Genomic DNA, 22,780 nt, shown 5'->3' with positions numbered 1-22,780 from the left:
GGTCGAGGTGAGGGTTCCATGGGTGTTTTCAGTGCGCTGACGACAGCGGTTTCGGGTATGACGGCGCAGTCCTATGCGCTCGAGAACATCTCCGGAAACATCGCGAATTCGCGGACGGCCGGCTACAAGCGCGTCGATACCACCTTCGCCGATCTGGTGCCGGATGCGGCGCTCAACCGGCAGATCGCCGGCTCTGTCGCCGCCTACAGCCAATCGACCAATTCGATTCAGGGCGACCTCAATCCGACCCGCATCGACACCAACGTCGCCATCAACGGCGACGGCTTCTTCGTGGTCGATCAGCGTTCGAGCGGCGTCGGCGCCAACACGCAGTTCGCCAACAAGAACCTCTATACCCGCCGCGGCGATTTCGACTTCGACGCGAACGGCTATCTCGTCAACGGCGCCGGCTACTATCTCAAGGGCCTGAAGATCGACCAGGTGACGGGCCAGCTTATCGGCACCCAGCCCGACGTATTGCGCATCACCAAGGAGCAGTTCCCGGCCAAGGCGACGACCTCTATCGAGTATCGCGCCAACATCCCGGCCTATCCGAAGACGAACAATGCCGACAGCGCGGTTGCGGGCTCGGAGCTGCTGAGCTCGACGGGCTTTGCTTCCAATCCGCTCTCGACCACCCAGGGCGGCACCGGCGTGGTCGTCGGCAGCGACATGACGAGCTTCCTGAGCCAGTCGATCCCGGGCGGGTCGGTGACGGTCTACGATACGCTCGGCAAGGCGACCAGCGTGGAGCTGCGCTGGGCCAAGACGACCAACGCATCGGCCGGCCCGCCGCCGACGACCGACACCTGGAACCTGTTCGTCGCCGAGAACACCGGTGCGACCGGCGGCGCCGTCGCCTATCGCAATGTCAACAGCTCGATCACCTTCGATGCCACCGGGCAGATGACGAACCCTGCTGGCGGCAATATCGCGCTGCCGACGATGACGATCGGCGGGACGACGGTCACTGGCATCAACCTCACCACCGGCGGCAACGGCTTGACCCAGAACGGCGACGTCAGCGGCCAGATCGATGCGCGCAGCATCCGCCAGGACGGCTACACGGCCGGCACGCTGGATCGCGTCTCGGTCTCGGCCGAGGGGCAGGTGATCGGCACCTTCAGCAACGGTCAGGTCGTCGCGCTCGCCCAGCTCTCGGTGGCGCGCTTCAACGCCGACAATTCGCTGAAGCGGCTCGACGGCGGCGCCTTCGAGGAGACGATCGAATCCGGCCCGCCGATCATCGGGCTGGGCACCTCGCAGTTGGTCGGCGGCTCGGTCGAGCAGTCGAACACGGACATCGCCGACGAATTCTCGAAGATGATCGTCACCCAGCAGGCCTACTCGGCCAACACCAAGGTCATCACCACCGCGCAGGAGATGCTGACCTCCGTGTTCAACATCATCCGCTGAGCGGCGCGAATGTGTGCGGCCCAGAAGGGCCGGTGCTAGCGACAGGAGTTGGCGATGGGTCTGAGTACTTCCCTCAACACGGCGATCGGCGGGCTCAACGCCACGCAACTCGGCATCGGCGTCGTTTCGCAGAACGTCGCCAATGCGGGGACGACGGGCTATGTCCGGCGGCAGGTCTCGACTGCCGACAGCCTTTCCGGGCTGACGATCGGCGTGAAGAGTTCGCAGGTCCAGCGGCTGCTCGACAAGATCGTCCAGCACCAGCTCTGGCAGGAGACCTCCGGCGCCGCCTATACCTCGACGCGGGCGAGCGCGCTTTCGAACCTCGACAAGCTCTATGGTGCGCCGGGCAGCGCGACCGCACTCGACACGATCTTCAGCAAATTCACCGGCGCTCTGCAGTCGCTGCAGAACGACCCGTCCTCGTACAGCCTGCGCTCGCAGGTCATCGACAATGCGACGCAGCTGGCCCGGCAGCTCAACACGCTCTCGAATGGCGTGCAGGCTCTGCGCGCTCAGTCCGAAAACAGCATCGCCAACGCCGTCACCAAGGTCAACGACCTGCTGGGTGCGCTGACCAAGGTCAATTCCCGCATCGTGGCGGCGCCGAACGACAGTTCGACGGCGACCCTGAGGGATCAGCGCGACCTGATCCTGTCCGAGCTCTCGCAGTATGTCGACATCAAGACGAGCGAGGATTCGCGGGGCTCGGTCTCGGTCGTCACCGGATCGGGCACGCAGCTCTTCGACGGCCGGCCCTCCGTCACCTTCGGCTTCGACGAGCATAGCGGGCTCGGCCCCGACGATCAGTGGAACGCCGACCCGGCGAAGCGGGGCGTCGGCACCATCACGATGAAGGATTCGTCCGGGAACGTCTCGGACGCCATCGCGAACCGCGTCTTCCGCTCGGGCGAGATCGCCGCCAACATCGAGCTGCGCGACAAGACGCTGGTGCAGGCGCAGGCCCAGCTCGACGAAATCGCTGCGCAGATGTCGAAGGCGCTCTCGGACCGCGAGATCGCGGGCACTCCCGTGACGGCGGGCGCGGCCTCCGGCTTCGAGGTCGACACGGCCGGGCTGCAGTCCGGCAATACGATGACGCTCGACTACAAGGTGACGCCGGGCGGCCAGACCCAGCGCTTCACTTTCGTCCGCGTCGATTCCGCCGCCTCGCTGCCTTTGCCGGCCTCGGCAAGCGGCGATGCCAATAACCGCGTGATCGGCATCGATTTCTCCGGCGGCCCGGCTTCCGTCGCGGCGCAGATCCAGGCGGCCGTCGGCCCGGGCTTCACGGTCTCCAACACGGGCTCGGTGCTGAGCATCGTCGACGACGGCGCTGCCGGGACGCGCGACGTGATCGGCCTGACGTCGCGGCCGACCAACACGGCGTTGTCCGCGGCCGGCGGTACCCCGGAATTGCCCTTCTTCGTCGATGGCTCGGCGGGCGTCCCCTTCACCGGTTCCTATGACGGTGGGTCGCAGAGCGTCGGCTACGCCGCGCGGATCACGGTCAATCCGGCGCTGGTCGCGGATCGCTCGCTGCTCGCGGTGTACAACACCTCGCCCGCCACGGCGCAGGGCGACGTCACCCGTCCGAAGCTGATGCTGGACCGGCTGACGCAGAGCCAGCGCTCCTTCACCAACGCCGTCGGCCTCGACGGCAACAGCGCGACCTCGAACACGACGATCGGCAACTTCGTCCAGCGCGTGGTCTCTTCCCAAGGACAGGCGGTCGAAGCCGCCAAGCGTCTCGACGAAGGCCAGCAGGTCGCGCTCGCCTCGATCCAGAGCCGCTTCCAGGAAACCGCGCAGGTCAATGTCGACCAGGAAATGTCGATGCTGATCGAGCTTCAGAACGCCTATGCCGCCAATGCTCGCATCATCTCCACCGTCAAGGAGATGATGGACGTGCTGCTGAGAGTGTGAGCCCACCATGACCATCACCGCCTATGGAACCGGTGCCTATCGCGCGGCCAAGCCCAACGAATTCGTTTCGACCCGCGCGCAGTTCGACGATCTCCAGCGTMAGCTCGATACCAAGCAGCGCAGCACCAGCTATGGCGATCTCGGCATCGACCGGCGCGTCAGCCTCGATCTCAACGCCAAGATCTCAACGCTTGATTCCTGGCTGAGCGGCATCGACCTCAGTAATGTGAACCTGAAGCTGCAGACGACGTCGGTCGAGAACTTCGCGAAGCTCACCAGCGAGACGCGCAACGACACGCGCTCCAACAGCTATGTGCCGAGTGCCAGCGGCCGGTCCTCGCCGCAGGTTCTGGCGGAGGAAAAATTCAAGCAGTCCCTCGACCTGCTGAATATCGCGGTCAATGGCCGCTATCTCTTCTCCGGGAAGACCTCGGATACCCAGCCCGCGGCCGGCTTCGACGAGATCATCAATGGCGACGGCGCCGGCAAGGCGGGACTGAAGCAGCTGATCGACGAACGCCGGCAGGCCGATCTCGGTTCCGGGCTGGGACGGCTGACGGCCGGGGGCGCCGGCACGACGGCGACCATCGCCGAAGAGGCGACCGTTCATCCTTATGGCTTCAAGATCGCCGGAATTTCCGGCAGCTCGGCCGCGCTGGCGACGACGTTCAATCCCGGGCCGCCGGCGGATGTTTCCGTCAATGTCGCGTCGCAGCCGGCGGCAGGCGACACGGTTCGGCTCAAGCTCAACCTGCCGGACGGGACGCAGGAGGAAATCGTCCTCACCGCCCGGGCCACTGGAACGACCGGATCGGACACCGATTCCTTCGAGATCGGCGCCGACCCCAACGCCACGGCGGCCAATCTGCGCAACTCGATCAATGCGGCGCTCGGTCAGGAGGCGAAGACGACGCTTTCGGCCGCGTCCTCGCAGGTCGCAGCCCAGGATTTCTTCGCGGGCAGCCTCAGCAATCCTCCGAAGCGCGTTCCCGGACCACCCTTCGACACGGCTACCGCACCGCCGACCAATGCGGGCGCCGCTGCGACGACGGTGATCTGGTATCGCGGCGATGACGGCTCCGATCCGGCGCGCAGCACCTCGACGGTCCAGATCGACCAGGGCCAGATCGTGGGGACGGGCGCGCGGGCGAACGAGGAGGCGTTCCGCGTCGGCCTCGCGCAGTTCGCGATCATGGCGGTCGAGAACTTCCCGGCCGGCGACGCCAATTCGCAGGCGCGCTACGAGGCGATGACGTCGCGCGTCAGCGAGAAGCTCGGTTTCGGCGGCAGCACCCAGAAGCCGGCCGAGATCATCACCGAGCTCGGCTCCGCCCAGACGGCGCTCGCCAGCGCCAAGGAGCGCCATCAGGGCACCAAGGACTACCTGACGACGACGCTGTCGGGCATCGAAAACGTCTCGACCGAGGAAGTCGCGACTCAGATCCTGTCGCTGCAGACGCAGCTGCAGGCAAGCTATCAGGTGACCTCGATGCTCTCGAAGCTGTCGCTGACGAACTTCCTCTGAGCTTTCCGCTCACTCCCGCCTCAAAATGAAACGCCGCCCATTCGGGCGGCGTTTCCTTTTCGGAAGCTGGAGAACTTGCTCGGAGCGGGCGTATCAGCGCCCGCGCAGCCCGGCCGCGATGTCGCGGTTGATATTGACGAGAATGCCAAGTCCCTGCGGCTGCGGATCGGCTGCGAGCTTGAAGGTATGGTTGAAGATGAAATTGCCGAGGCCGAGGATGTTGGTCTTGATGCCGACCGGCAGCGGATTGTCCTCGGCGATCACGGCCGAGACGAGCAGGGTCCAGAGCCTGCGGTTATAGGTCAGGGCTTCGTCGAGCTCGCGCTCGCGCGCGGCCCAGTCGTCGGCGACGATCTGGAGGCGGGTGGCGGCCTTGATCAGGAGGGAGGCTTCGAGCTCGCGGGGTGAAACGACGGACTGGGCTGTCTTGGCGGCGGCGGCGTAGGCGTTAAACCCGTTTTGCATGCTCGATCAGTTCCGCTTCGTAGGCGATCAGCTTCTTGGCTGCCTTGAGGGCTTTGTACAGATCCCCGCTTAAGATGCGGTTATTGATCTCGTGAACATGCGGCAGAGCGCTGGGAGCGGCCTGGACGAAATCTCGCACGAGCTGGAAAAACACCTCGTGCTGAAGCGTGGGATCCTGGGCCAGATACATCAACTGGATCGCGAAATAGATCTTCTTGGCCGGGCTGTCTGCGGTCGTGGCCGTGAGAATGTCTTTCTCGCGCAGGATCGGGGCGTCGCCTTCGATGAAGAAGCGCGTGCGCTGCTCGTCGTTGCGGATCACCACCTGGCCGATGATGATCCGTTCGCGCGGCTTGAGCTCGACCTTGAGAGCCATGTCTGTCTGAGCCTTCTGGCGGAGGGAAGGGCGGCGGACTGGACCCGGAGGCGTCAGCCGAAGAGGCGCAGGACGCCCTGGTCGGCCTGGTTCGCCAGTGAGAGCGCGGTCTGCGAGAGCTGCTGGCGGGTGTTGAGGGCGAGCAGGCTCGCGCCTTCCTCGTTCGGATCGGCCAGGACGAGGTTGCCAGCGCCGGTCGTCAGGACGTTCGCCAGTTCCTTGGTGAAGTCCTGCCGGGTCTGGGCGACCGAGAGGTTGGAGCCCAGCGTCGAGGAGAGCGACTTCAGCGAGGTGAGAGCGCCGGTCAGCGACTGGGTGGCCTTGTCGAGGTCGGCGTCGTTTTGGAAGTTGATGAAGCCGGTGAGCTGCGTGTTGACGGCCTTCGGAATGCCGAGATTGTCCGATGTCAGGTTCGAGCCCTGGATGTCGAGCTTGGTCTGGTTCTTGCCGGTCTTCTCGTTGAACTGGATCGTCAGACGGTCGCCAGCGAGCAGGTTGATGCCGTTGTAGCTGGAGTCCTTGGCGAGATCGTCGATCTTGTTGCGCAGGTCGTTGAACTGATCGATCAAGTTCGAGCGTACCGCCGAGGTGATGCTCGATCCGGTGATCGTCGTGCCGGCGGCCGAGTTGTCGGTGAGTGCGAAGCCGAAATCGGTGTTGTCGCTGGTGGCGCCGGCCGCAGTAGTCAAGGCCGTGGCGCCTGCCGCCGCGATCTCGGCCGGGGTCGGCGCGCCAGGCGCGGCCGGAGTGAAGGTCGTGGTCCCGATACCGAACTGCACCTTCTCGGAGCCGATGCCCTTGACGTTGAGCTGGCCCTTCTCGTCGACGAAGGCGGTGGCGATGCCCGACTTGTTGATCTCGTTGACGACGTCGCGAACCGTCGAGTTCGTGCTGAGGAAGCTGGCGGTATAGGTCGTCGAACCCGAGGTCAGCGTGATCGAGGTCGTCGCCTCGTCGCCCGCGGCGAGAACCGGGCCGCCGACATTGCCGGAATACGTAGCGGTTGCGGCATTGGCGCCGGCGCCGTTGTCGTCGACCACGCGCTTGTCGAGGGCGATATCCTTGAGGCTCTTGCTCGTCACCGCCGCTTCCGTCGCGGTGGAGAGAGCCGTGCCGGCCTTGGTCGGACGATTTTGAGCCGCATCGGCCTGGGCCTGTTTGACCGTCGACTGCAGCGACTGGACGAGCTTGGTGATGCCGTCGATGCCCTTCGAGGCGGTCTGGATGGTCTGGATGCCGTTCGAGATGCCGTCAAGCAGGCCGGTGAGCTGGCTGGATCGGTCGTTCAGCGAGAGCGCAGTGAAGTAGTTCACCGGGTTGTCGATCGCGGAGTTGACCTTCTTGCCGGTGGCGAGGCGGTTCTGGATGACACTCTGCTGGGCCGTCGTCTGCTGCAGCGTCAGCAGGTTGTTGCGGACACCGCTGGAAAGGATCGTGCTGGCCATCTTCGGTCCCCTGAACGCGCGACTCCGGCGCGATGCAACCTGATTTCAGGGGTGATCATCACTCGTTAGGGATAACAAAAGGTTAATCGAGGCGTTGTTCCGGCTGCGTCGCCCAAACGAAAAGCGGCGGAGCCGAAGCTCCGCCGCTCTTTGACTTCGTCCCGCGTTCTGCGGGCTGATCCGCTTCTGCGGACCGAAGATCAGAACAGACGCAGGACCGCCTGGTCGCTCTGGTTCGAGAGCGACAGCGCCGTCTGCGAGAGCTGCTGACGGGTCTGCAGCGCGAGCAGGTTGGCGGCTTCCGAGTTGGCGTCGACGTTCACCAGGTTGGAGGCGCCGGTGCTCAGCACGTCCGCCATGTCCTTGGTGAAGTCCTGACGGGTCTGGGCGACCGAAAGGCTGGCGCCGAGGCTGGACGACAGCGACTTCAGCGAGGTCAGGGCGCCGGTGAGGGCCTTGGTCGCGGATTCAAGGTCGGTGTCGTTCTGGAAATTGACCTGGCCGGCGAGCTGGGTGTTGCCAGCCTGGGCGATACCCAGGTTGTCGGAGGTGACGTCCGATCCCTGAATGTCGAGCTTGGTCTGGTTCTTGCCGGCCTTCTCGTTGAACTGGATCGAGAGACGGTCGCCCTTCAGCAGGTTGATGCCGTTGAAGCTCGCGTCCTTGGCGAGATCGTCGATCTTGCCGCGCAGGTCGTTGTACTGGTCGATCAGGTTCGAGCGCGTCGCCGAGGTGATGCTCTGACCCTTGATCGCGCCACCGGCGGTGGCATCGGCCGCGAGGAAGCCGATCGCGGTGTTGCTCGTGCCGGTGCCGGCAGCGGTGACCGCGGCGGTGTTGGCCGTATCGATTTCCGTCGAGGTGGGATTACCAGCGGAAGCCGCCGTCACGGCGGCGGTGCCGAAGCCGAACTCGACATCGTCCGAACCGGTGCCCTTGACGTTGAGCTGGCCCTTCTCGTCGACGAAGGCGGTGGCGACGCCCGACTTGTTGATCTCGTTGACGACATCGCGAACCGAAGCGTTCGTGGCGTCGAACGAGGCCGTATAGGTCGTCGAACCAGCTTTAATCGAGATCGCAGCGCGCACACCGTCGGTGTCGGCGGCAATGCCGACGTCACCGGAGCTGGTCGCGGTAGCCGCGTCGGCGGTGGCGGCAGTACCGCCGGTCACGTCGACGAGCTTCTTGTCGAGCGCAACGTCCTTCAGGCTCTTCGAGGTCGCGACCTGCTCCGCCGCAGTGGCGAGAGCCGTGCCGGCCTTGGTCGGGCGGTTCTGGGCCGCGTCCGACTGTGCCTGCTTGATGGTCGACTGCAGGGAGCTCACCAGCTTGGTGATGCCGTCGATGCCCTTGGAGGCGGCCTGGATGGTCTGGATGCCGTTGGACATGCCGTCGAGCAAGCCGGTGAGCTGGCTGGAACGGTCATTGAGCGAGGCGGCGGTGAAGTAATTGACGGGGTTGTCGACTGCCGAGTTGACCTTCTTGCCGGTCGCCAGCTTGAACTGGGAAGCCTGGGCCTGGGCGGTGATCGACTGCAGCGACGAGAGCGCGTTGCGCACACCCGCATTGAGAGAGACGGCCATCTGTTTTTACCTTCTGGTAGGATGCCTTCTGGCGCCCGGGCCGTTCTGGCCAGGACGAGGCGACCCTGGCGCGCCAGCCCGTAACAACCGGTAAATTTCCCTCGGCAAATTGAGCGCAAGGCAGCGCTCGTCGGGCCATGGTTAAGCGCCTGCTAACGGCCACGCGGCCTTTGACGTGGGCGACATGGCCGACGCAAAAAGAACGCCCGCACGGAGCGCGGGCGGGATGCAGATTGCTGCTGGAACGGAAGGGCAGAGCCGTCAGGCAGTGCGCTCGACCTGATGACGCTCTTCTTCGGCCTCGCGTGCCCGCTCGGTGAGTTCGCGCGAATAGGCCCGCAGCTTCAGAAGTGTTTCGTCGGGTAGCTGGGAGACCGTCTCGCCGGTCTCGCGATCCTTCTTCTGCAGAACGATCGCCCGGGTCTTCGGGTCGATGACGAGCCTGCGCTCCACGGTTTCGTCGACCGTGCGATTGGCGGTGCGGCCGTTCCGGTCATTGACGAAGGCACGACGTTCGCCGTTTGCGCGGCTCTGCGCGTCGCGGGCTTCCGCACGGACCTCGACATTCACCGCTGCGCCGGCGGAGGCGGATTGGACGGTCTTCTCGGGCGGCAGGTCGACCGCGACGCTGCCCGGCTGGGCGGTGACGTCGGCGCGGGTGACCGGTGCGGCGGTCGGCGCCACGATCCTGGGTGCGTTGCCGAATTCCATGACCACTCCTTCTGGAGCTGTTCGCGGCGCCGTTGCGCCGGTCTCGCCGATTGCCGGGGGCAGGGCACACCTGGCCGACTCTGCCCAAGATGACAGAAAAGATTGAATCTGCCGTTAGGGATTTAGGTAAATATTGAGGGTTTCCGGCGCAGCCGCGCCGGATTTGCAAGACAGGCCGCCGCCTTGAGCGGACCGCCGCTCACAGGCTCCGCGAAACGACGAGCGGGCCGGAGTTGGGCCGGGCGAAGGCGCCGGCGCCGACGGAGGCCGCGGGCCCGTAACCATTCGCGCGCATCGGCCTGTTGGCGTCGGCGGCGAGGTCGCGGATGACGGATTCCGAGACGGCGCGAGCTGTCGCCAGCACGATCTGGTTGGTCTCGATCAGGTTCTGAAAGGCGAGATGGGCGTCCTTCAGGCGCTTGACCTGATCGGGCACGAAGCGCGCGAGCGCGACGGCGTTGAGCTTCACCTGTTCGACGCCGCGCATATAGATGCCGGCGAGCTCGGTCTTGCGGGGCTCGCGGCTCATCGCCTCCGGCAGGCGGCCGGCGCGGACGAGTTCGGTCTCCTCGCCGACGAGATGCGACAGCGCACCGAGAGCTTCCAGCACGGCCTCGATCAGCGCACGCGCCGTCAGCGCATCGGCGACGCGCGGCCGCTCGTCCAGGATCAGATTAGCCGCCGACATTCGTCGCTCCGGACGCGGACTGCTCCTGAAGGCTGATCAGATCGCGCAGGATCTGGTCGGAGAGGCCGACGCCGCCCGCCTTCTGGATCTGCTTGGCGTATTGCTGGCTGAGCTGAGAGCGCCAGATGCCGCCGCCGGTGCCGTTCTCGCCGAGCGGGCCTTCGGTGCCTTCGCTCGCGGTCAGGCGATCGGTCATCTGCTCGAGAAACATCGTCTCGAAGTCATCGGCCTGCTTCTTGAGCTTGGCCTTGGCTGGATCGAGCGCCTCGGCGATGCCACTGGCGACCTTGCCGGCGATGCCGAGCGCCAGATTGGCTGCGGGGAGGGCGAGAGCGGCGGTCATCACATCACCTCGATTTCGGCCTGCAGGGCGCCTGCCGACTTGATGGCCTGGAGAATGGAGATCAGGTCGCGCGGCCCGATGCCGAGCGCGTTGAGCCCGTCGACGAGCTCGGCCAGGGTCACGCTTTCCTTGACCAGAGCGAGCTTGTTGCCGCCGCCGGTGTCGACCTTGACGCTGGTCTGCGGTGTCACCACGGTCCGACCGCGGGCGAATTCATTGGGCTGGCTGACCTGCGGCGTCTCGCTGATCGTGACCGTGAGGTTGCCCTGCGCCACCGCGACGGTGGAGACGCGCACATCCTTGCCCATCACGATGATGCCGGAGCGCTCGTCGATGACGATGCGGGCAAGCTGGTCGGGCTCGACGCGCAGCTGCTCGATATCGGTCAGCAGCCGGATCATGTTGCCCTTGAAGCGCGGCGGAATCTGCAGCACGACGGTCGAGGGATCGGTGGGCTCGGCGGAGTCGCCACCGACGAAGTCGTTGATCGCTGCGGCCATGCGACGCGCGGTCGTCAGGTCGGGATTGCGCAGCGACAGCCGCAGGGTCGAGAGCTTGTTCAGCGCGAAGTCGATCTCGCGCTCGACGACACCGCCATTGGCGATGCGGCCGACGGTCGGCACGCCGCGGGTGATCTTGCTCGCCTCGCCCTCGGCCGAAAAGCCGGAGATCGCGACCGGTCCCTGCGAGACGGCATAGACCTCGCCATCGGCGCCGAGGAGCGGGGTGACGAGCAGCGTGCCGCCCTGGAGCGATTTGGAGTCGCCCATGGCGGAAACGGTGACGTCGACGCGGGTGCCCTGCGTGGAGAAGGGCGGCAGGTTGGCGGTCACCATCACCGCGGCGACGTTGGCGGTGCGCATATTGGCGCCGCGCGTGTTGACGCCGAGGCGCTCGAGCATCGCCTGCAGAGACTGCTTGGTGAAGGGCGTGTTGTTCAGCGTGTCGCCGGTGCCGTTGAGGCCGACGACGATGCCGTAGCCGAGCAGCTGGTTGGTGCGCACGCCCTCGATCGCGGCGAGATCCTTGATGCGCGAGAGCGCGAACACCGGCTGTGACGACAAGCCGATCGCCACGGCCAGCAGAGCGGCCAGCGGCTTCAGCAGCATCGTCAGGGCGGAGTTGCGGAACATGCTGCGGCACCAGGGGGCAGTTTCAAGTCCACAGGCCCTTGCGAGGGGCGTGCCAGCCGGACTGAAATCGAAAAGCCTTGTTTGTCAGCCATTTGGAGCTATGCGCCATCCTCGGTCACGGTCCATGGAGGCTGCGGTTCCTGCCGGGGCGGCAGTTTCTGCCGGGTAGTTTACCGGTTGTTAACCACGCCGGGCGAGTTTCAGGTCACTCTGGTTCGCCGCGCGCCCTGATCGGGCGCATGGTGGCGATCCATCCGTTTGTTGCATCGGATTCGCCCGAAAAGCGGCTTCCACTTTTCGGCCCGATGCTAGCGAGGCCGCCGATGATCAGGATCGACCAGCGCGCGCCCGTTTCGAATGCCGGCCCGGCCAGTTCCGCGAGGCGCTCGAGCGGCGCTTCCTTCGCGCTTCCAACACAGGATTCCGCCTCCACCGCCCGCAGCGGCGGCGTCGGGTCGACCGGCCCGCTCGATACGCTGCTGGCGGTGCAAGCGGAGGAAGATACCCAGGACCGCAAACGCCGGCAGGCGCGGCGCGGACATGACCTGCTTGACGGGCTCGACCGGCTGAAGGCCGCGCTGCTCGCCGGCCGGGTGCTGCCTTCCGAGCTGGAGCGGCTGCGCACGATGCTGGCGCTTCGGCGCGAGACGACCGACGATCCGCGCCTGGACGAGGTGCTCGCTCATATCGAGCTGCGTGCCGCTGTGGAACTCGCCAAGCTCGGCCGGTAGCGGGCTCCGCCGGATCGCCCGAGACGGGCCATCGCGGCGGAACGCAAATCCTTATTTCGGCTGGGTGCAGTCGTTCGGTGGCGGTGCGCCGTTGAAGCGCTGTTCCATCCAGTCGACCGCCGCTGCGGCACTGTCCTCGGCGGCCGGTAGGTGGCCTACCCCCTGTAGTGCCTCGAACCGCACCGCACTCCCGGCAGCGCAAAGCTTGTCTGCATAGTTGCGCGTGACCTGCGGTCTGACCAGCGTGTCCTCCGTGCCCTGCGCCAGAAAGACCGGGATGCCGCGCGGCACGAGACCGGGCGAGTTCCGGTCGAGCAGCGAATGCCAGGGCTGGCGGGCGGCAAAGTCTTCGTCGATGAGGAATTTGCGCTCCAGCGCCTTGGTCGGGCGCAACCGGCTCAGGATGTCGGGCAGGCTTTCGATGCAGTCCGCGGCGAGCACGTCGACGACCGGGATCGCCTGCTCGTAGATGATCTTCGTCAGAGGGGCCTTGTAGACGCGTGTCCACGACCAGAGGGTCATCGCGGTCAGATTGCGGCCGCCATCGGTGTCGATGTCGTCGGCCAGGAGCGGGCCGAGCTCGGTCGCAGGCGCGGCGGCAGCGACGCCGACCAGATTGAGTTCGGGGGCCAGGCGTTTCGCCAGAATGCCGGTGAACAGCGCCGCGTGTCCCCCCTGCGAATGACCCCAGACGGCGAAGCGTCGCCCGGCGGAGGCGCCGGCAAGTTGACGGGCTGCCCGCACCGAGTCGATCACGGACCGGCCCTCGCTCTCACCGACCAGATAGGGATACGTCCCCGGCGCGCCGAGGCCCGGATAGTCCGTCGCCGCGACGATGTATCCGCGCGCAATCATCGCACGCAGGCCCTGGATGGACTGGAAGATATCGCCGGCGCGCGACGGCCCGCATTGCGGCTGGACGCCGGTCGTCGGATGCGCCCAGGCCACGATCGGACGGCCTCCCGGCGGAACGGGGCCTGACGGGACGATCGCAACGCCGGACACGGCGATCGGCTTTCCGTCGAGCCCGAGCGAGCGATAGAGCATCCGATAGGCGGTCGCGCCCTCCGGCGTTCCTTTGAGGATTTCCGTACGTATCACCGTTCCGGGGCGCCCTCCGGCGATTTCGGCGGTCGTCGGCGTGTAGAAATCCGATTGTGCCCCGGCCGGAGAGGTGGAGAAGGCAGCCGACATCCAGATCAGCAGGGTGATGACGAGCCGCATAAGTGTTTCTCCGGGGAGCAGGCGCAGACTTCAGCGTCCGGTGACTAGCCCAGATATCGTTTAGCAATTGCTTCTGCGGGGAGCTCAGATCGGCGCCCGGCCCCGTTACCGGATGAACTGGTCCACGTATTCAGCGCCCAGCCCATTGCCCGCATAATGCGCCCTGCATTTGTCGATGCGGGTGAAGACGTCGTCGTAGCCGAGGCATTTGCCGTCCGGATCGACATAGATCATCGCGCCGTTCACCTGGAACATCGTGATCATCTCCTCGACATCGGGATCGACCACCAGCGTATGGGTTTCGCCGGGAGCCTCGTAGACATAGGCGCCTTCGGTCGCGACCCAGTCATGCTCGAGATAGCGCCACTTGCCCTTGAGCACGTAGCCATGGACGGGCAGGGGGTGGCGGTGGCGCGAGAGCACGCCGGCGCGGCGGACCTTGAGCAGGTTCATCCAGTAGCCGCGCGAGGTGCAAAGGAGCAGGGGGCGGAACCAGACATTGTCGTCCACCGGCACCCAGACGCGCTCGTCGGTGGGGATCACATTAGGGACGATCAGCTCCGGCGGCGATTCCTTCGGTTGCGGGTGGCGATAGGGCGTCCAGCGCTCTTCCTGCGTGGCCGCAACGGGGATCGGGCTCGTCGTGTTCATGGCGTCTCTCCCGTGCTGATGTTCTGATTCAAGTGGTGCGCAATCTGATTCAGGTTTCCGGCCCAAGTTGCTGAACCGGAATCGCTTTTCTAGACGGCAAGGTAGCCGCCATCGACAGGCAGGATGGCGCCGGTGACGAACTGCGCCGCATCGGACAGCAGGAAGGCGATGGCGCCGCCGACATCGCCGGGCTTGCCCCAGCGGCCCATTGGCGTGCGGGCGAGGATCGGCGCCGAGCGCTCGGCATCCTCGACCAGCGGGCGCGTCAGTTCCGTCTCGATCCAGCCCGGTGCGACGGCGTTGACGCGGATGCCGTCCGGCGCCCAGGCGGCTCCGAGCGATTTGGTGAGCTGGCCGATGCCGCCCTTGGAGGCCGCATAGCCCGGGGCGAAGGGCGAGCCGTGGAAAGTCAGCATCGAGGCGATGTTGACGATGGCGCCGCCGGCCTTGTCCGCGCCCTTGGCGGCGAGCTTGTCCCTGGCGGCGAGGCACATCCGCATCGTGCCGGTGAGATTCACCTCGATGGTCAGGCGGAAGGCGTCGATCTCGAATTCCTTGCCGCCGCGCTGGATCATGCCGGCGCAGTTCACCAGCGCGTCGAGGCGCGGGCAGGTCGCGACAATGGCCGCGACCTGATCGTCGCGGGTGACGTCGAGCCGGGCATGGCGGATGGCGGGATGGCCCGACGCCGCCGCGACCTCCTCGTCGGTCAGGCCGGTGGCGAGAACCTCATAGCCGGCCTGGGCCAAGGCGAGGGCGGCGCCAGCGCCGATGCCGCGCGTGCCGCCGGTGACAAGAGCGAATTTGGTCGAAGTCGATTGTGTCATGAGCCGAAGGCTAGTGCGGCCTTCGGCAAGGGGAAAGGCGGCCCGGCGCGGGCCGCCATGCAATGACGGTCGGATCGGTTACTGCAGCTGGTATTTGAGGGAGAGCATGGCCCGTCCGAGCGTCTCGTAGTCGGAGGCGACCAGCGGCAGCTTGCGCGCCAGCGTCACGTCAAAGGATGTCTGCCAGGGCAGGTCGGCGAATTTGGCGAGATCCACCGAGAGCTTCATCTCCGGCGTCAGGGCGGTATGAAGGCCATCGCCCGGCGCAAACACGTAGTTGCCGGCCATGGCGAGCTGGGAAGTCAGCGTCAGATGCGGCAGCAGTTCCTGGCGATAGCCGATGAGGGCCTCGCCGGTCTGCTCGGGGTTGCCGTAGAGCGAGCCGCCGCCGCCGGTGGAAAGGCCCCAGATGAAGCCCGTTCCGGCGGATACGGGCTGGGCGAGCCGCCAGTTGACCCGGGCGTCGCGCGTCGCGCCGGCGCTGGCGGGGTCGGAGAGCGTGGTCGAGAGCGAGAAGACCTCCTTGCCCAGCTTGAAGCCGACCGCGCGGTCCTGGGCGGCACTCATCATGTCCTGCCGTGCGGCGAAGCCGTCGCGGATGATGTCGACGGGTATCGGCGCCCTGGCGCGCAGATGGGCGCCCGATGCGGCATTGGCACGGCCGATCGCCGCGAGCGTCGGATTGAACACGACTGCGTCGGCATTGTCGCCGGCCGGCAGCAGAGCTTCCATCTCCGCGGCATCCGGGTCCTGCAGAGCCGCGCGCGGGATGGGCAGTTGGATGGCACCCTCCGGCATCACCTCCTGGGCCGCGGCGGGCGCGGGAGAAAGAGATGCGGCAAGAAGGAGCGCCGCCGGTGCCGCGGCAGTACCGTTGAAATTGAAGCGGAACACGTCGTTCGTCCTGTCGCTATGACGAGCGGCAGGTCAGGCTAGGTGGGGAAGGTGCCGATTTTGCGGCAATGCAACATAATCGCGCCGTTGCCCGGTTGCCCGAAAGCCGCGCTTCCCCCGCCGCTCCGAACCCGCTAGGAAGCGACCCAGCCGCGGACGGTGGCGGAAAGCCGCAGTTTCGGATCGTTCTATCTGGAGAGAGCAGGGGTTATCGCATGAGCAAGATCAAGGTCGCCAACCCGATCGTCGACATGGACGGCGACGAGATGACCCGGATCATCTGGCAGAAGATCAAGGACACGCTGATCTTCCCCTATCTCGACCTCGAGCTCGACTATTACGACCTCTCCGTCGAGAACCGCGACGCCACCAACGACCAGGTCACGATCGACGCGGCCAACGCCACGAAGAAGCATGGCGTCGCCGTGAAGTGCGCGACCATCACGCCGGACGAGGCCCGCGTGAAGGAGTTCAACCTCAAGGAGATGTGGAAGTCGCCGAACGGCACGATCCGCAACATCCTCGGCGGCGTGATCTTCCGCGAGCCGATCATCTGCAAGAACGTGCCGCGCCTCGTGCCGGGCTGGACCCAGCCGATCGTCATCGGCCGCCATGCCTATGGCGACCAATATCGCGCGACCGATTTCAAGTTCCCGGGCAAGGGCACTCTCTCGATCAAATTCGTCGGCGAGGACGGCAACGTCATCGAGAAGGAGGTCTTCAAGGCCCCCGAGGCCGGCGTCGCCATGGCGATGTACAATCTCGACGAGTCGATCCGCGACTTCGCCCGCGCCTCGCTGAACTATGGCCTGATGCGCAAGTATCCGGTCTATCTTTCGACCAAGAACACCATCCTCAAGACCTATGACGGCCGCTTCAAGGACATCTTCCAGGAGATCTACGAGAAGGAGTTCAAGGCCGAATTCGACAAGCTCGGCATCACCTACGAGCACCGCCTGATCGACGACATGGTCGCCTCGGCAATGAAGTGGTCGGGCGGCTATGTCTGGGCCTGCAAGAACTACGATGGCGACGTGCAGTCCGACACCGTGGCGCAGGGCTTCGGCTCGCTCGGCCTGATGACCTCCGTGCTGATGACGCCGGACGGCAAGACCGTCGAGGCCGAGGCCGCCCACGGCACGGTGACCCGCCACTACCGCGAGCATCAGAAGGGCCGGGAGACCTCGACCAACTCGATCGCCTCGATCTTCGCCTGGACGCGTGGCCTCGCCCACCGTGCCAAGCTCGACAACAACGCCGAGCTCGCGAAGTTCGCCTCGCTGCTCGAGAAGGTCACGGTCGACACCGTCGAGGCCGGCGACATGACCAAGGACCTCGCGCTGCTGGTCGGCGCCGAGCAGAAGTGGCTCTCGACCACCGGCTTCCTCGAGAAGGTCAGCGAGAACATGAAAAAGGCGATGGCCGCCTGAGGCGCGCCCTCCCGCGAAAGTCGCGAAGCCCGGCCGAAAGGCCGGGCTTTTTCCATTGGCGGCACGAAACGAGTCCGTCGCCGCACATGTTTTGGGATGGCTGGATTCGCCGGCCTCGCAGGTTCCGATCCGGCAGCGGGCGCGCGCCCACGAGGTCGTCTCTCAGCGTGAAGCCCGGGATCAATCTGCGATTGCGTCGCCGACGCCGTGCCAGATTTGATCCTTGAGCGCGATGAGCGGGGGCGCGGGAATCCTCACAGGCGGCTCCATTCGCCTGGTGCCATCGATTACCAAAGTGGCGATGTAGATCTCCCCATCGGTGTAATAGGGGTCGCCTTCACCATTCCGGCCGAACAAGGTCGGGCCCACCCCGGAAATCTGGAAGAAGTTCTGGACCATGCCGGCCTTGCCGAGATCACGCATCAGCATGTCACGCTCGGCGTCGATGTTGGGTGCAATGTGGTGCGTCACCTGGCCGGTATCGTGGCTGAAGCCGACGCCCCGGTCGAAAGTGACGGAGCCCAGCCAGACCGGCCGCCCATCACTTCCCTTCTCGAGGACCATCCAGAACCGGACGTGGTGTCGGCGGTCGGCGCTCGTACCCTCCGGCTTTTCGAATGCAAGCTGCTCTTTTTTGCCCTCATAGTACAGCGGACTGACAGGCGCGTCGTGATAGGGCCGGTCGAGCGCCACGCTGCCTACAATCTCGATGCTCGTCCGCAAGGTAATCGGGTCGGCCGGATACCAGCCGGCCGCATGCATGGCACGCAGAGCGTCGTCCCTGCTGCCGACGAAGCCAACATTGAGCGCGTCGCCGGGGATACCGCTCGCGGTACGTGTTACCATGGGCAAGGAGGCGAGGCCCGGCTCATGCTCATGGTGACGCCACAGAAGGGGCAGTATGAGATAAGCAAGAAGCAGGTAGGCGACGAGCGCACCTGCCAGGACGATCCACCACCGTCGCCTGCTCGCGATCTGACCCATTTCCGACATCGATTCGATTGCGGTCGCCTCTGCGGGGCTTCCGGAGATTCCCCCGCCTGTGCAGCCTAATCCGCCGCAAAGGACGCTGGCTATTGTCCCTTGGTGTCCTTTGTCCCCTTCGTTGAAAGCTTTGCGCGACAGATGGAACGGCCCAGTTCATCGGACGTTGTTGATCGCCGGCGCGATGCGCCCGCGCCGCCGGAGGTCATCCATGCCAAAGATCGATCTCGCCGTTGTTCCGGAGGTCCGGGGCTCGGGCTATCCGGCGCCGTTCAATGCGCCCTGCGCCGGGCGCCTGCGGCAGCGGCTCGGCGAGGCCGGAGGCTTGAAGGATTTCGGGGTCAATCTGATGCGTGTGCCGCCGGGCGGCTGGTCCTCGCAGCGACATTGGCACTCGCATGAGGACGAGTTCGTCTATGTGGTGGCGGGCGAGCTCGTGCTCGTCGAGGATGCGGGCGAGACACTGCTGCGTGCCGGCGAGTGCGCCGCCTTTCCCAAGAACAGCGGTGATGGCCACCATCTGATCAATCGTACGGATGCGATGGCGGTTTATCTCGAGATGGGCTGGCGCTGGCCAGCCGACGTGACCACTTGCTCCGATATCGATATGATGAGCGCCAATGCGGATGGGCGCTTCGTCCACGAGAATGGCGACCCCTATCCCGCAGGCTAGGGGCGCGGACTGTCGTTGTAAGAAGACTGGCCGATACGGAGAGCTGGGATGCCTGAGAACGCTTCGCAGATGGAGCTTGATGAGCGGATTGCCATTGCTCGGAGGAACATCGCCGAGTTGATGGAACAGGCGACGGGCGTGTCGGGCGCCGCCGCCGAGGAGCGTCTGGCGACGCGGCTCAATGAGCAGCAGGATCTGCTCAACGAACTGCTCAAGAAACGCGAAGCGATGGGCTGAGACGTTCGCCGCGCATTCCTGCTCGCAGGTGCGCGGCGGTCGTCCCGATCACTCCACGACGACGGGATGGCGGGCGAGAATGCGCAGCCCGCTGACAGGCGCGTTCATGACATAGCGGAGCTCGTATGGGCCGGATTGTTCCGGCGCTTCGAGCACGGCTTCGACATTCTCCGCCGGAAAGAACCGCGGGCCTTCGGCCTCGACGGGGGAGTCGGCCGGAACCAGCACGACACGATCCTGATCACCGTTCGGCCCGATGCCGCGCACCGGCAGCGCCTGGCCGCGGCCGACGCGGGCGGGCGCGGCTAGCGTCGCGCTGGGCTCGGTGGTGACAAGCGGCTGGCGCAGCAGGATCGCAGGAGCGCCGTCCTTCGCGACGGTGAGGCGCAGCTCATAGATTCCGGCGAGGCCGGGAGTCGGCAGGGCGGGAACCGTGTTGCGCGGCTCGACGACGACGATGGCGCTGCTGGCGGCATCATCGGGCCGGGCGATCGCGAGGCGCGCACCCTGCGGCGCCCGGGTGAGGAAGACACTCAGCGGCGCGCCGGCCATGATCGTCCGCGCGGCCGACATGCCGGGCTCGGTCGGAGGAGCCGGCTTCTTCTGCGCCAAAGCGGCCGCCGGCCAGAAGCCGACAGCCAGGAGGAGGCCGCGGCGGGAGAGCGCCTGGCCTGTCCCGCCGACCGTCATTCAGCCCATCGCAGCCGCGACGGCGTCGAGCGCGGCCTGCGCCTTGCTGCCGTCCGGCCCGCCGGCCTGGGCCATGTCGCGGCGACCGCCGCCGCCCTTGCCGCCAAGCTGCTCGGAGGCCGCGCGGACCAGCGCGACCGCGTCGAAACGCTCGGTCAGATCGGGCGTGACGCCGACGACGACGCCGGCCTTGCCGTCATCGGCGACGCCGACGATGGCGACGACGCCGGAGCCGACGCGCGCCTTGGCTTCGTCGGCGAGGCTCTTCAAATCCTTCATCTCGATGCCGGTAACGGCGCGCGCCAGCAGCTTGGCGCCGGCGATCTCACGCACCGGATCCTCGGCCGCGCCGCCGCCGCCCATGGCGAGCTTCTTGCGGGCTTCGGTGAGCTCGCGGTCGAGCTTGCGGCGCTCTTCGATGAGCGCGGCGAGGCGGTTGCCGGCCTCGGTTGCCGGCACCTTGAGGAGGCTCGCCAACCCTTCGAGCAAGCGCGATTCCTCGTTGAGGCGCAGCCGGGCTCCGTTGCCGGTCATCGCTTCGAGACGGCGCACGCCGGCCGCGACGGCGCCCTCGCCGACAATGCTGACAAGGCCGATATCGCCCGTGCGGGCAGCGTGGGTGCCGCCGCAAAGCTCGACCGAATAGGCGCGTCCGGCGGGATTCGTGCCCATCGCGACGACGCGGACTTCGTCACCGTACTTCTCGCCGAAGAGGGCGCGGGCGCCGGAGGCGATGGCCTCGTCGACGCTCATCAGGCGGGTCGTCACCGGCTCGTTCTTCAGCACGATGGCGTTGGCGATCTCCTCGACCTCGCGCAGTTCCTCCTCGCTGATCGGCTTGGGATGCGAGAAGTCGAAGCGCAGACGATCGGGCGAGACCAGTGAGCCCTTCTGCGCGACGTGGTCGCCGAGGACGAGGCGCAGCGCCTCGTGCAGCAGGTGGGTCGCCGAATGGTTGGCGCGGATCGCGGTGCGGCGCTCGCGGTCGACGATCAGCTCGACCGGTTGGCCGAGCTGCAATTCGCCTTCCTTGACCGTGACGGCATGGGCGAAGACATCGCCGAGCTTCTTCTGGACGTCCGTGACCTCGGCGACCGTGTCGGCGCCGCGGACGAGACCGGCATCGCCGACCTGGCCGCCGGACTCGCCGTAGAACGGCGTCTGGTTGACCAGCATGAAGCCGCTCTCGCCGGCCTTCAGCGACGGGACTTCGGCGTTGTCGCGGATCAGGGCGGTGACCACGCCCTCGGCCGTCTCGGTGTCGTAGCCGAGGAACTCGGTGGCTCCGAGCTTGTCGCGCAATGGGAACCAGAGCGTCTCGGTCGCAGCCTCGCCGGAGCCGGACCAGGCGGCACGCGCCTTGGCCTTCTGCTGCTGCATGGCGGCATCGAAGCCCTCGGTATCGACTGTGATCTCGCGGGCGCGCAGCGCGTCCTGCGTCAGGTCGAGCGGGAAGCCGTAGGTGTCGTAGAGCGTGAAGGCGACGTCGCCCTTGAGGCTCTGGCCGGCAGTAAGATCCTTCGAGGCGTCGTCGAGCAGGGTGAGGCCGCGCGCCAGCGTGGTGCGGAAGCGGGTTTCCTCGAGCTTCAGCGTCTCGGTGATCAGCGCCTCAGCGCGCAGCAATTCGGGATAGGCGCGGCCCATCTCGCGGGTCAGAGCCGGGACGAGCTTGTAGAGCAGCGGCTCCTTGGCGCCGAGGAGCTGCGCATGGCGCATGCCACGGCGCATGATCCGGCGCAGGACGTAGCCGCGGCCCTCGTTGGAGGGCAGCACGCCGTCGGCGATCAGGAAGGCGGAGCAGCGCAGATGGTCGGCGATGACGCGGTGGCTCGCCTTCATCGGCCCATCTGCATCGACGGAGGTCAGGTCGGCGATGGCGCTGATCAGGGCGCGGAACAAATCGATATTGTAGTTGTCATGCGTGCCCTGGAGCACGGCGGCGATGCGCTCCAGCCCCATGCCGGTGTCGATCGAGGGGCGGGGCAGATTGGTGCGGATGCCACCTGCAGCCTCCTCGTATTGCATGAACACGAGGTTCCAGATCTCGATGAAGCGGTCGCCGTCTTCCTCGGGAGAGCCGGGCGGGCCGCCCCAGATATGGTCGCCGTGATCGAAGAAGATCTCGGAGCAAGGGCCGCAGGGGCCGGTGTCGCCCATGCGCCAGAAATTCGCCGAGGTCGGGATGCGGATGATCTTGTCGTCGGTCAGGCCGGCGATCTTCTTCCACAGGCCATGGGCCTCGTCGTCCTCGGAATAGACGGTAACGAGGAGCTTATCCTTCGGCAGGCCGAATTCGCGCGTGACCAGCGTCCAGGCGTGATGGATCGCCTGTTCCTTGAAATAGTCGCCGAAGGAGAAGTTCCCCAGCATCTCGAAGAAGGTGTGGTGGCGCGCGGTGTAGCCGACATTGTCGAGGTCGTTGTGCTTGCCGCCGGCGCGCACGCATTTCTGGGAGGTGGTGGCGCGCGAATAGGGACGCTTCTCCTGCCCGGTGAAGACGTTCTTGAACTGCACCATGCCCGAATTGGCGAACATCAGCGTTGGGTCGTTGCGCGGTACGAGCGGGCTCGACGGCACGACTTCATGGCCGTTGGACTTGAAGTAGTCGAGGAAGGTCGACCGGATATCGTTGACGCCGCTCATCGCTGTTTGCGCTTCTCAACTCGGGCAGGGGCCGGGCAGGTCCGGCAGGAAGGTCCGGTTCTAGTCAGGCGGCCCGCCCCTGTCCAGAAAGCTTGACGCAGCGCACACCCTGCAAGGCTTTATTCTCAAACGAAAAGGGCGGCCCGAAGGCCGCCCTTGCATCGTTCCGCGCCAGAGCAGTCCGG

The 22,780-nt window shown here is 66.0% G+C and carries 22 protein-coding genes; 7 read left to right on the top strand and 15 right to left on the bottom strand.

What is annotated here, in order from left to right:
• Positions 1 to 18 precede the first annotated feature (18 nt).
• Genes AC1DE3_RS01710 through AC1DE3_RS01700 form a run of 3 tightly spaced genes read left to right on the top strand, consistent with a single transcriptional unit; the run spans position 19 to position 4,867 of the window.
• On the top strand, positions 19 to 1,416 hold the full coding sequence (locus tag AC1DE3_RS01710; RefSeq protein ID WP_441513724.1) for a flagellar hook protein FlgE: 1,398 nt from the start codon (positions 19 to 21) through the stop codon (positions 1,414 to 1,416).
• Positions 1,417 to 1,470: 54 nt separating this feature from the next.
• The gene (gene flgK, locus AC1DE3_RS01705; RefSeq protein ID WP_476852006.1) at positions 1,471 to 3,342 is read left to right on the top strand and encodes a flagellar hook-associated protein FlgK; all 1,872 of its coding nucleotides are present in this window, start codon (positions 1,471 to 1,473) and stop codon (positions 3,340 to 3,342) included.
• 7 nt (positions 3,343 to 3,349) lie between these two features.
• On the top strand, positions 3,350 to 4,867 hold the full coding sequence (locus AC1DE3_RS01700) for a flagellin (RefSeq protein ID WP_476852005.1): 1,518 nt from the start codon (positions 3,350 to 3,352) through the stop codon (positions 4,865 to 4,867).
• A 93-nt stretch (positions 4,868 to 4,960) separates the two neighbouring features.
• Here AC1DE3_RS01700 and flaF read toward each other — a convergent pair whose 3' ends face one another.
• The 8 genes from flaF to AC1DE3_RS01660 form a co-directional block, all read right to left on the bottom strand.
• Complete coding sequence (flaF, locus tag AC1DE3_RS01695; RefSeq protein WP_476779172.1) at positions 4,961 to 5,332, bottom strand: flagellar biosynthesis regulator FlaF; 372 nt, start codon at positions 5,330 to 5,332, stop codon at positions 4,961 to 4,963.
• Positions 5,316 to 5,708: a flagellar biosynthesis repressor FlbT gene (gene flbT, locus AC1DE3_RS01690; protein WP_476779173.1), complete on the bottom strand. Its 393-nt coding sequence runs from the start codon at positions 5,706 to 5,708 to the stop codon at positions 5,316 to 5,318. Before flbT ends, flaF begins: the two co-directional genes overlap by 17 nt.
• A 53-nt stretch (positions 5,709 to 5,761) precedes the next feature.
• On the bottom strand, positions 5,762 to 7,153 hold the full coding sequence (locus AC1DE3_RS01685) for a flagellin N-terminal helical domain-containing protein (protein WP_476779174.1): 1,392 nt from the start codon (positions 7,151 to 7,153) through the stop codon (positions 5,762 to 5,764).
• A 200-nt stretch (positions 7,154 to 7,353) separates the two neighbouring features.
• On the bottom strand, positions 7,354 to 8,736 hold the full coding sequence (locus AC1DE3_RS01680; protein WP_476779175.1) for a flagellin N-terminal helical domain-containing protein: 1,383 nt from the start codon (positions 8,734 to 8,736) through the stop codon (positions 7,354 to 7,356).
• A gap of 261 nt (positions 8,737 to 8,997) precedes the next feature.
• The gene (locus AC1DE3_RS01675) at positions 8,998 to 9,447 is read right to left on the bottom strand and encodes a hypothetical protein (protein ID WP_476779176.1); all 450 of its coding nucleotides are present in this window, start codon (positions 9,445 to 9,447) and stop codon (positions 8,998 to 9,000) included.
• 199 nt (positions 9,448 to 9,646) lie between these two features.
• The gene (locus AC1DE3_RS01670) at positions 9,647 to 10,135 is read right to left on the bottom strand and encodes a hypothetical protein (RefSeq protein ID WP_441513066.1); all 489 of its coding nucleotides are present in this window, start codon (positions 10,133 to 10,135) and stop codon (positions 9,647 to 9,649) included.
• Positions 10,122 to 10,478: a rod-binding protein gene (locus AC1DE3_RS01665; protein ID WP_441513065.1), complete on the bottom strand. Its 357-nt coding sequence runs from the start codon at positions 10,476 to 10,478 to the stop codon at positions 10,122 to 10,124. Before AC1DE3_RS01665 ends, AC1DE3_RS01670 begins: the two co-directional genes overlap by 14 nt.
• The gene (locus AC1DE3_RS01660) at positions 10,478 to 11,587 is read right to left on the bottom strand and encodes a flagellar basal body P-ring protein FlgI (protein WP_441513091.1); all 1,110 of its coding nucleotides are present in this window, start codon (positions 11,585 to 11,587) and stop codon (positions 10,478 to 10,480) included. The genes AC1DE3_RS01665 and AC1DE3_RS01660 overlap by 1 nt, the downstream gene beginning before the upstream one ends.
• Positions 11,588 to 11,934: 347 nt before the next feature.
• Between AC1DE3_RS01660 and AC1DE3_RS01655 the strand changes: the two genes are divergently transcribed.
• Positions 11,935 to 12,342, top strand: a complete 408-nt coding sequence (locus tag AC1DE3_RS01655; protein WP_441513064.1) for a flagellar assembly protein FliX — start codon at positions 11,935 to 11,937, stop codon at positions 12,340 to 12,342.
• Positions 12,343 to 12,393: 51 nt separating this feature from the next.
• On the opposite strand, the gene AC1DE3_RS01650 is transcribed toward AC1DE3_RS01655, so the two are convergent.
• From AC1DE3_RS01650 to AC1DE3_RS01635, 4 genes are all read right to left on the bottom strand, one after another.
• The gene (locus tag AC1DE3_RS01650) at positions 12,394 to 13,566 is read right to left on the bottom strand and encodes an alpha/beta fold hydrolase (RefSeq protein WP_476852004.1); all 1,173 of its coding nucleotides are present in this window, start codon (positions 13,564 to 13,566) and stop codon (positions 12,394 to 12,396) included.
• Positions 13,567 to 13,671: 105 nt separating this feature from the next.
• Positions 13,672 to 14,217 (bottom strand): 2,4'-dihydroxyacetophenone dioxygenase family protein, encoded by a 546-nt coding sequence (locus tag AC1DE3_RS01645; protein WP_476779178.1) that lies wholly within the window; start codon positions 14,215 to 14,217, stop codon positions 13,672 to 13,674.
• A gap of 89 nt (positions 14,218 to 14,306) precedes the next feature.
• Positions 14,307 to 15,044 carry an SDR family NAD(P)-dependent oxidoreductase gene (locus AC1DE3_RS01640; RefSeq protein WP_476779179.1) on the bottom strand — a complete coding sequence of 246 codons (738 nt, stop codon included), beginning with the start codon at positions 15,042 to 15,044 and terminating at the stop codon, positions 14,307 to 14,309.
• 78 nt (positions 15,045 to 15,122) lie between these two features.
• Positions 15,123 to 15,938, bottom strand: coding sequence for a hypothetical protein (locus AC1DE3_RS01635; RefSeq protein ID WP_476779180.1), 816 nt, complete (start codon positions 15,936 to 15,938; stop codon positions 15,123 to 15,125).
• Positions 15,939 to 16,153: 215 nt separating this feature from the next.
• On the opposite strand from AC1DE3_RS01635, the gene AC1DE3_RS01630 reads away from it, so the two are divergent.
• The gene (locus tag AC1DE3_RS01630; protein ID WP_441513059.1) at positions 16,154 to 17,368 is read left to right on the top strand and encodes an NADP-dependent isocitrate dehydrogenase; all 1,215 of its coding nucleotides are present in this window, start codon (positions 16,154 to 16,156) and stop codon (positions 17,366 to 17,368) included.
• 180 nt (positions 17,369 to 17,548) lie between these two features.
• On the opposite strand, the gene AC1DE3_RS01625 is transcribed toward AC1DE3_RS01630, so the two are convergent.
• Positions 17,549 to 18,361, bottom strand: a complete 813-nt coding sequence (locus AC1DE3_RS01625) for an LssY C-terminal domain-containing protein (protein ID WP_476852003.1) — start codon at positions 18,359 to 18,361, stop codon at positions 17,549 to 17,551.
• A gap of 202 nt (positions 18,362 to 18,563) precedes the next feature.
• Between AC1DE3_RS01625 and AC1DE3_RS01620 the strand changes: the two genes are divergently transcribed.
• Entirely contained in the window at positions 18,564 to 19,025 is a 462-nt protein-coding gene (locus AC1DE3_RS01620) for a cupin domain-containing protein (RefSeq protein ID WP_476779182.1), read from the top strand.
• Positions 19,026 to 19,073: 48 nt separating this feature from the next.
• Positions 19,074 to 19,262 carry a hypothetical protein gene (locus AC1DE3_RS01615; protein ID WP_055728979.1) on the top strand — a complete coding sequence of 63 codons (189 nt, stop codon included), beginning with the start codon at positions 19,074 to 19,076 and terminating at the stop codon, positions 19,260 to 19,262.
• 48 nt (positions 19,263 to 19,310) lie between these two features.
• On the opposite strand, the gene AC1DE3_RS01610 is transcribed toward AC1DE3_RS01615, so the two are convergent.
• Entirely contained in the window at positions 19,311 to 19,952 is a 642-nt protein-coding gene (locus AC1DE3_RS01610; protein WP_476779183.1) for a hypothetical protein, read from the bottom strand.
• A complete protein-coding gene (gene alaS, locus AC1DE3_RS01605; protein ID WP_476779184.1) occupies positions 19,953 to 22,595 on the bottom strand; it encodes an alanine--tRNA ligase in 2,643 nt (880 codons plus the stop codon).
• Between the last annotated feature and the right edge of the window lie 185 nt (positions 22,596 to 22,780).

The sequence above is a fragment of the Allobosea sp. 10L417 genome, from assembly GCF_056395485.1.
This window is presented reverse-complemented; position numbering and strand designations above follow the sequence as displayed.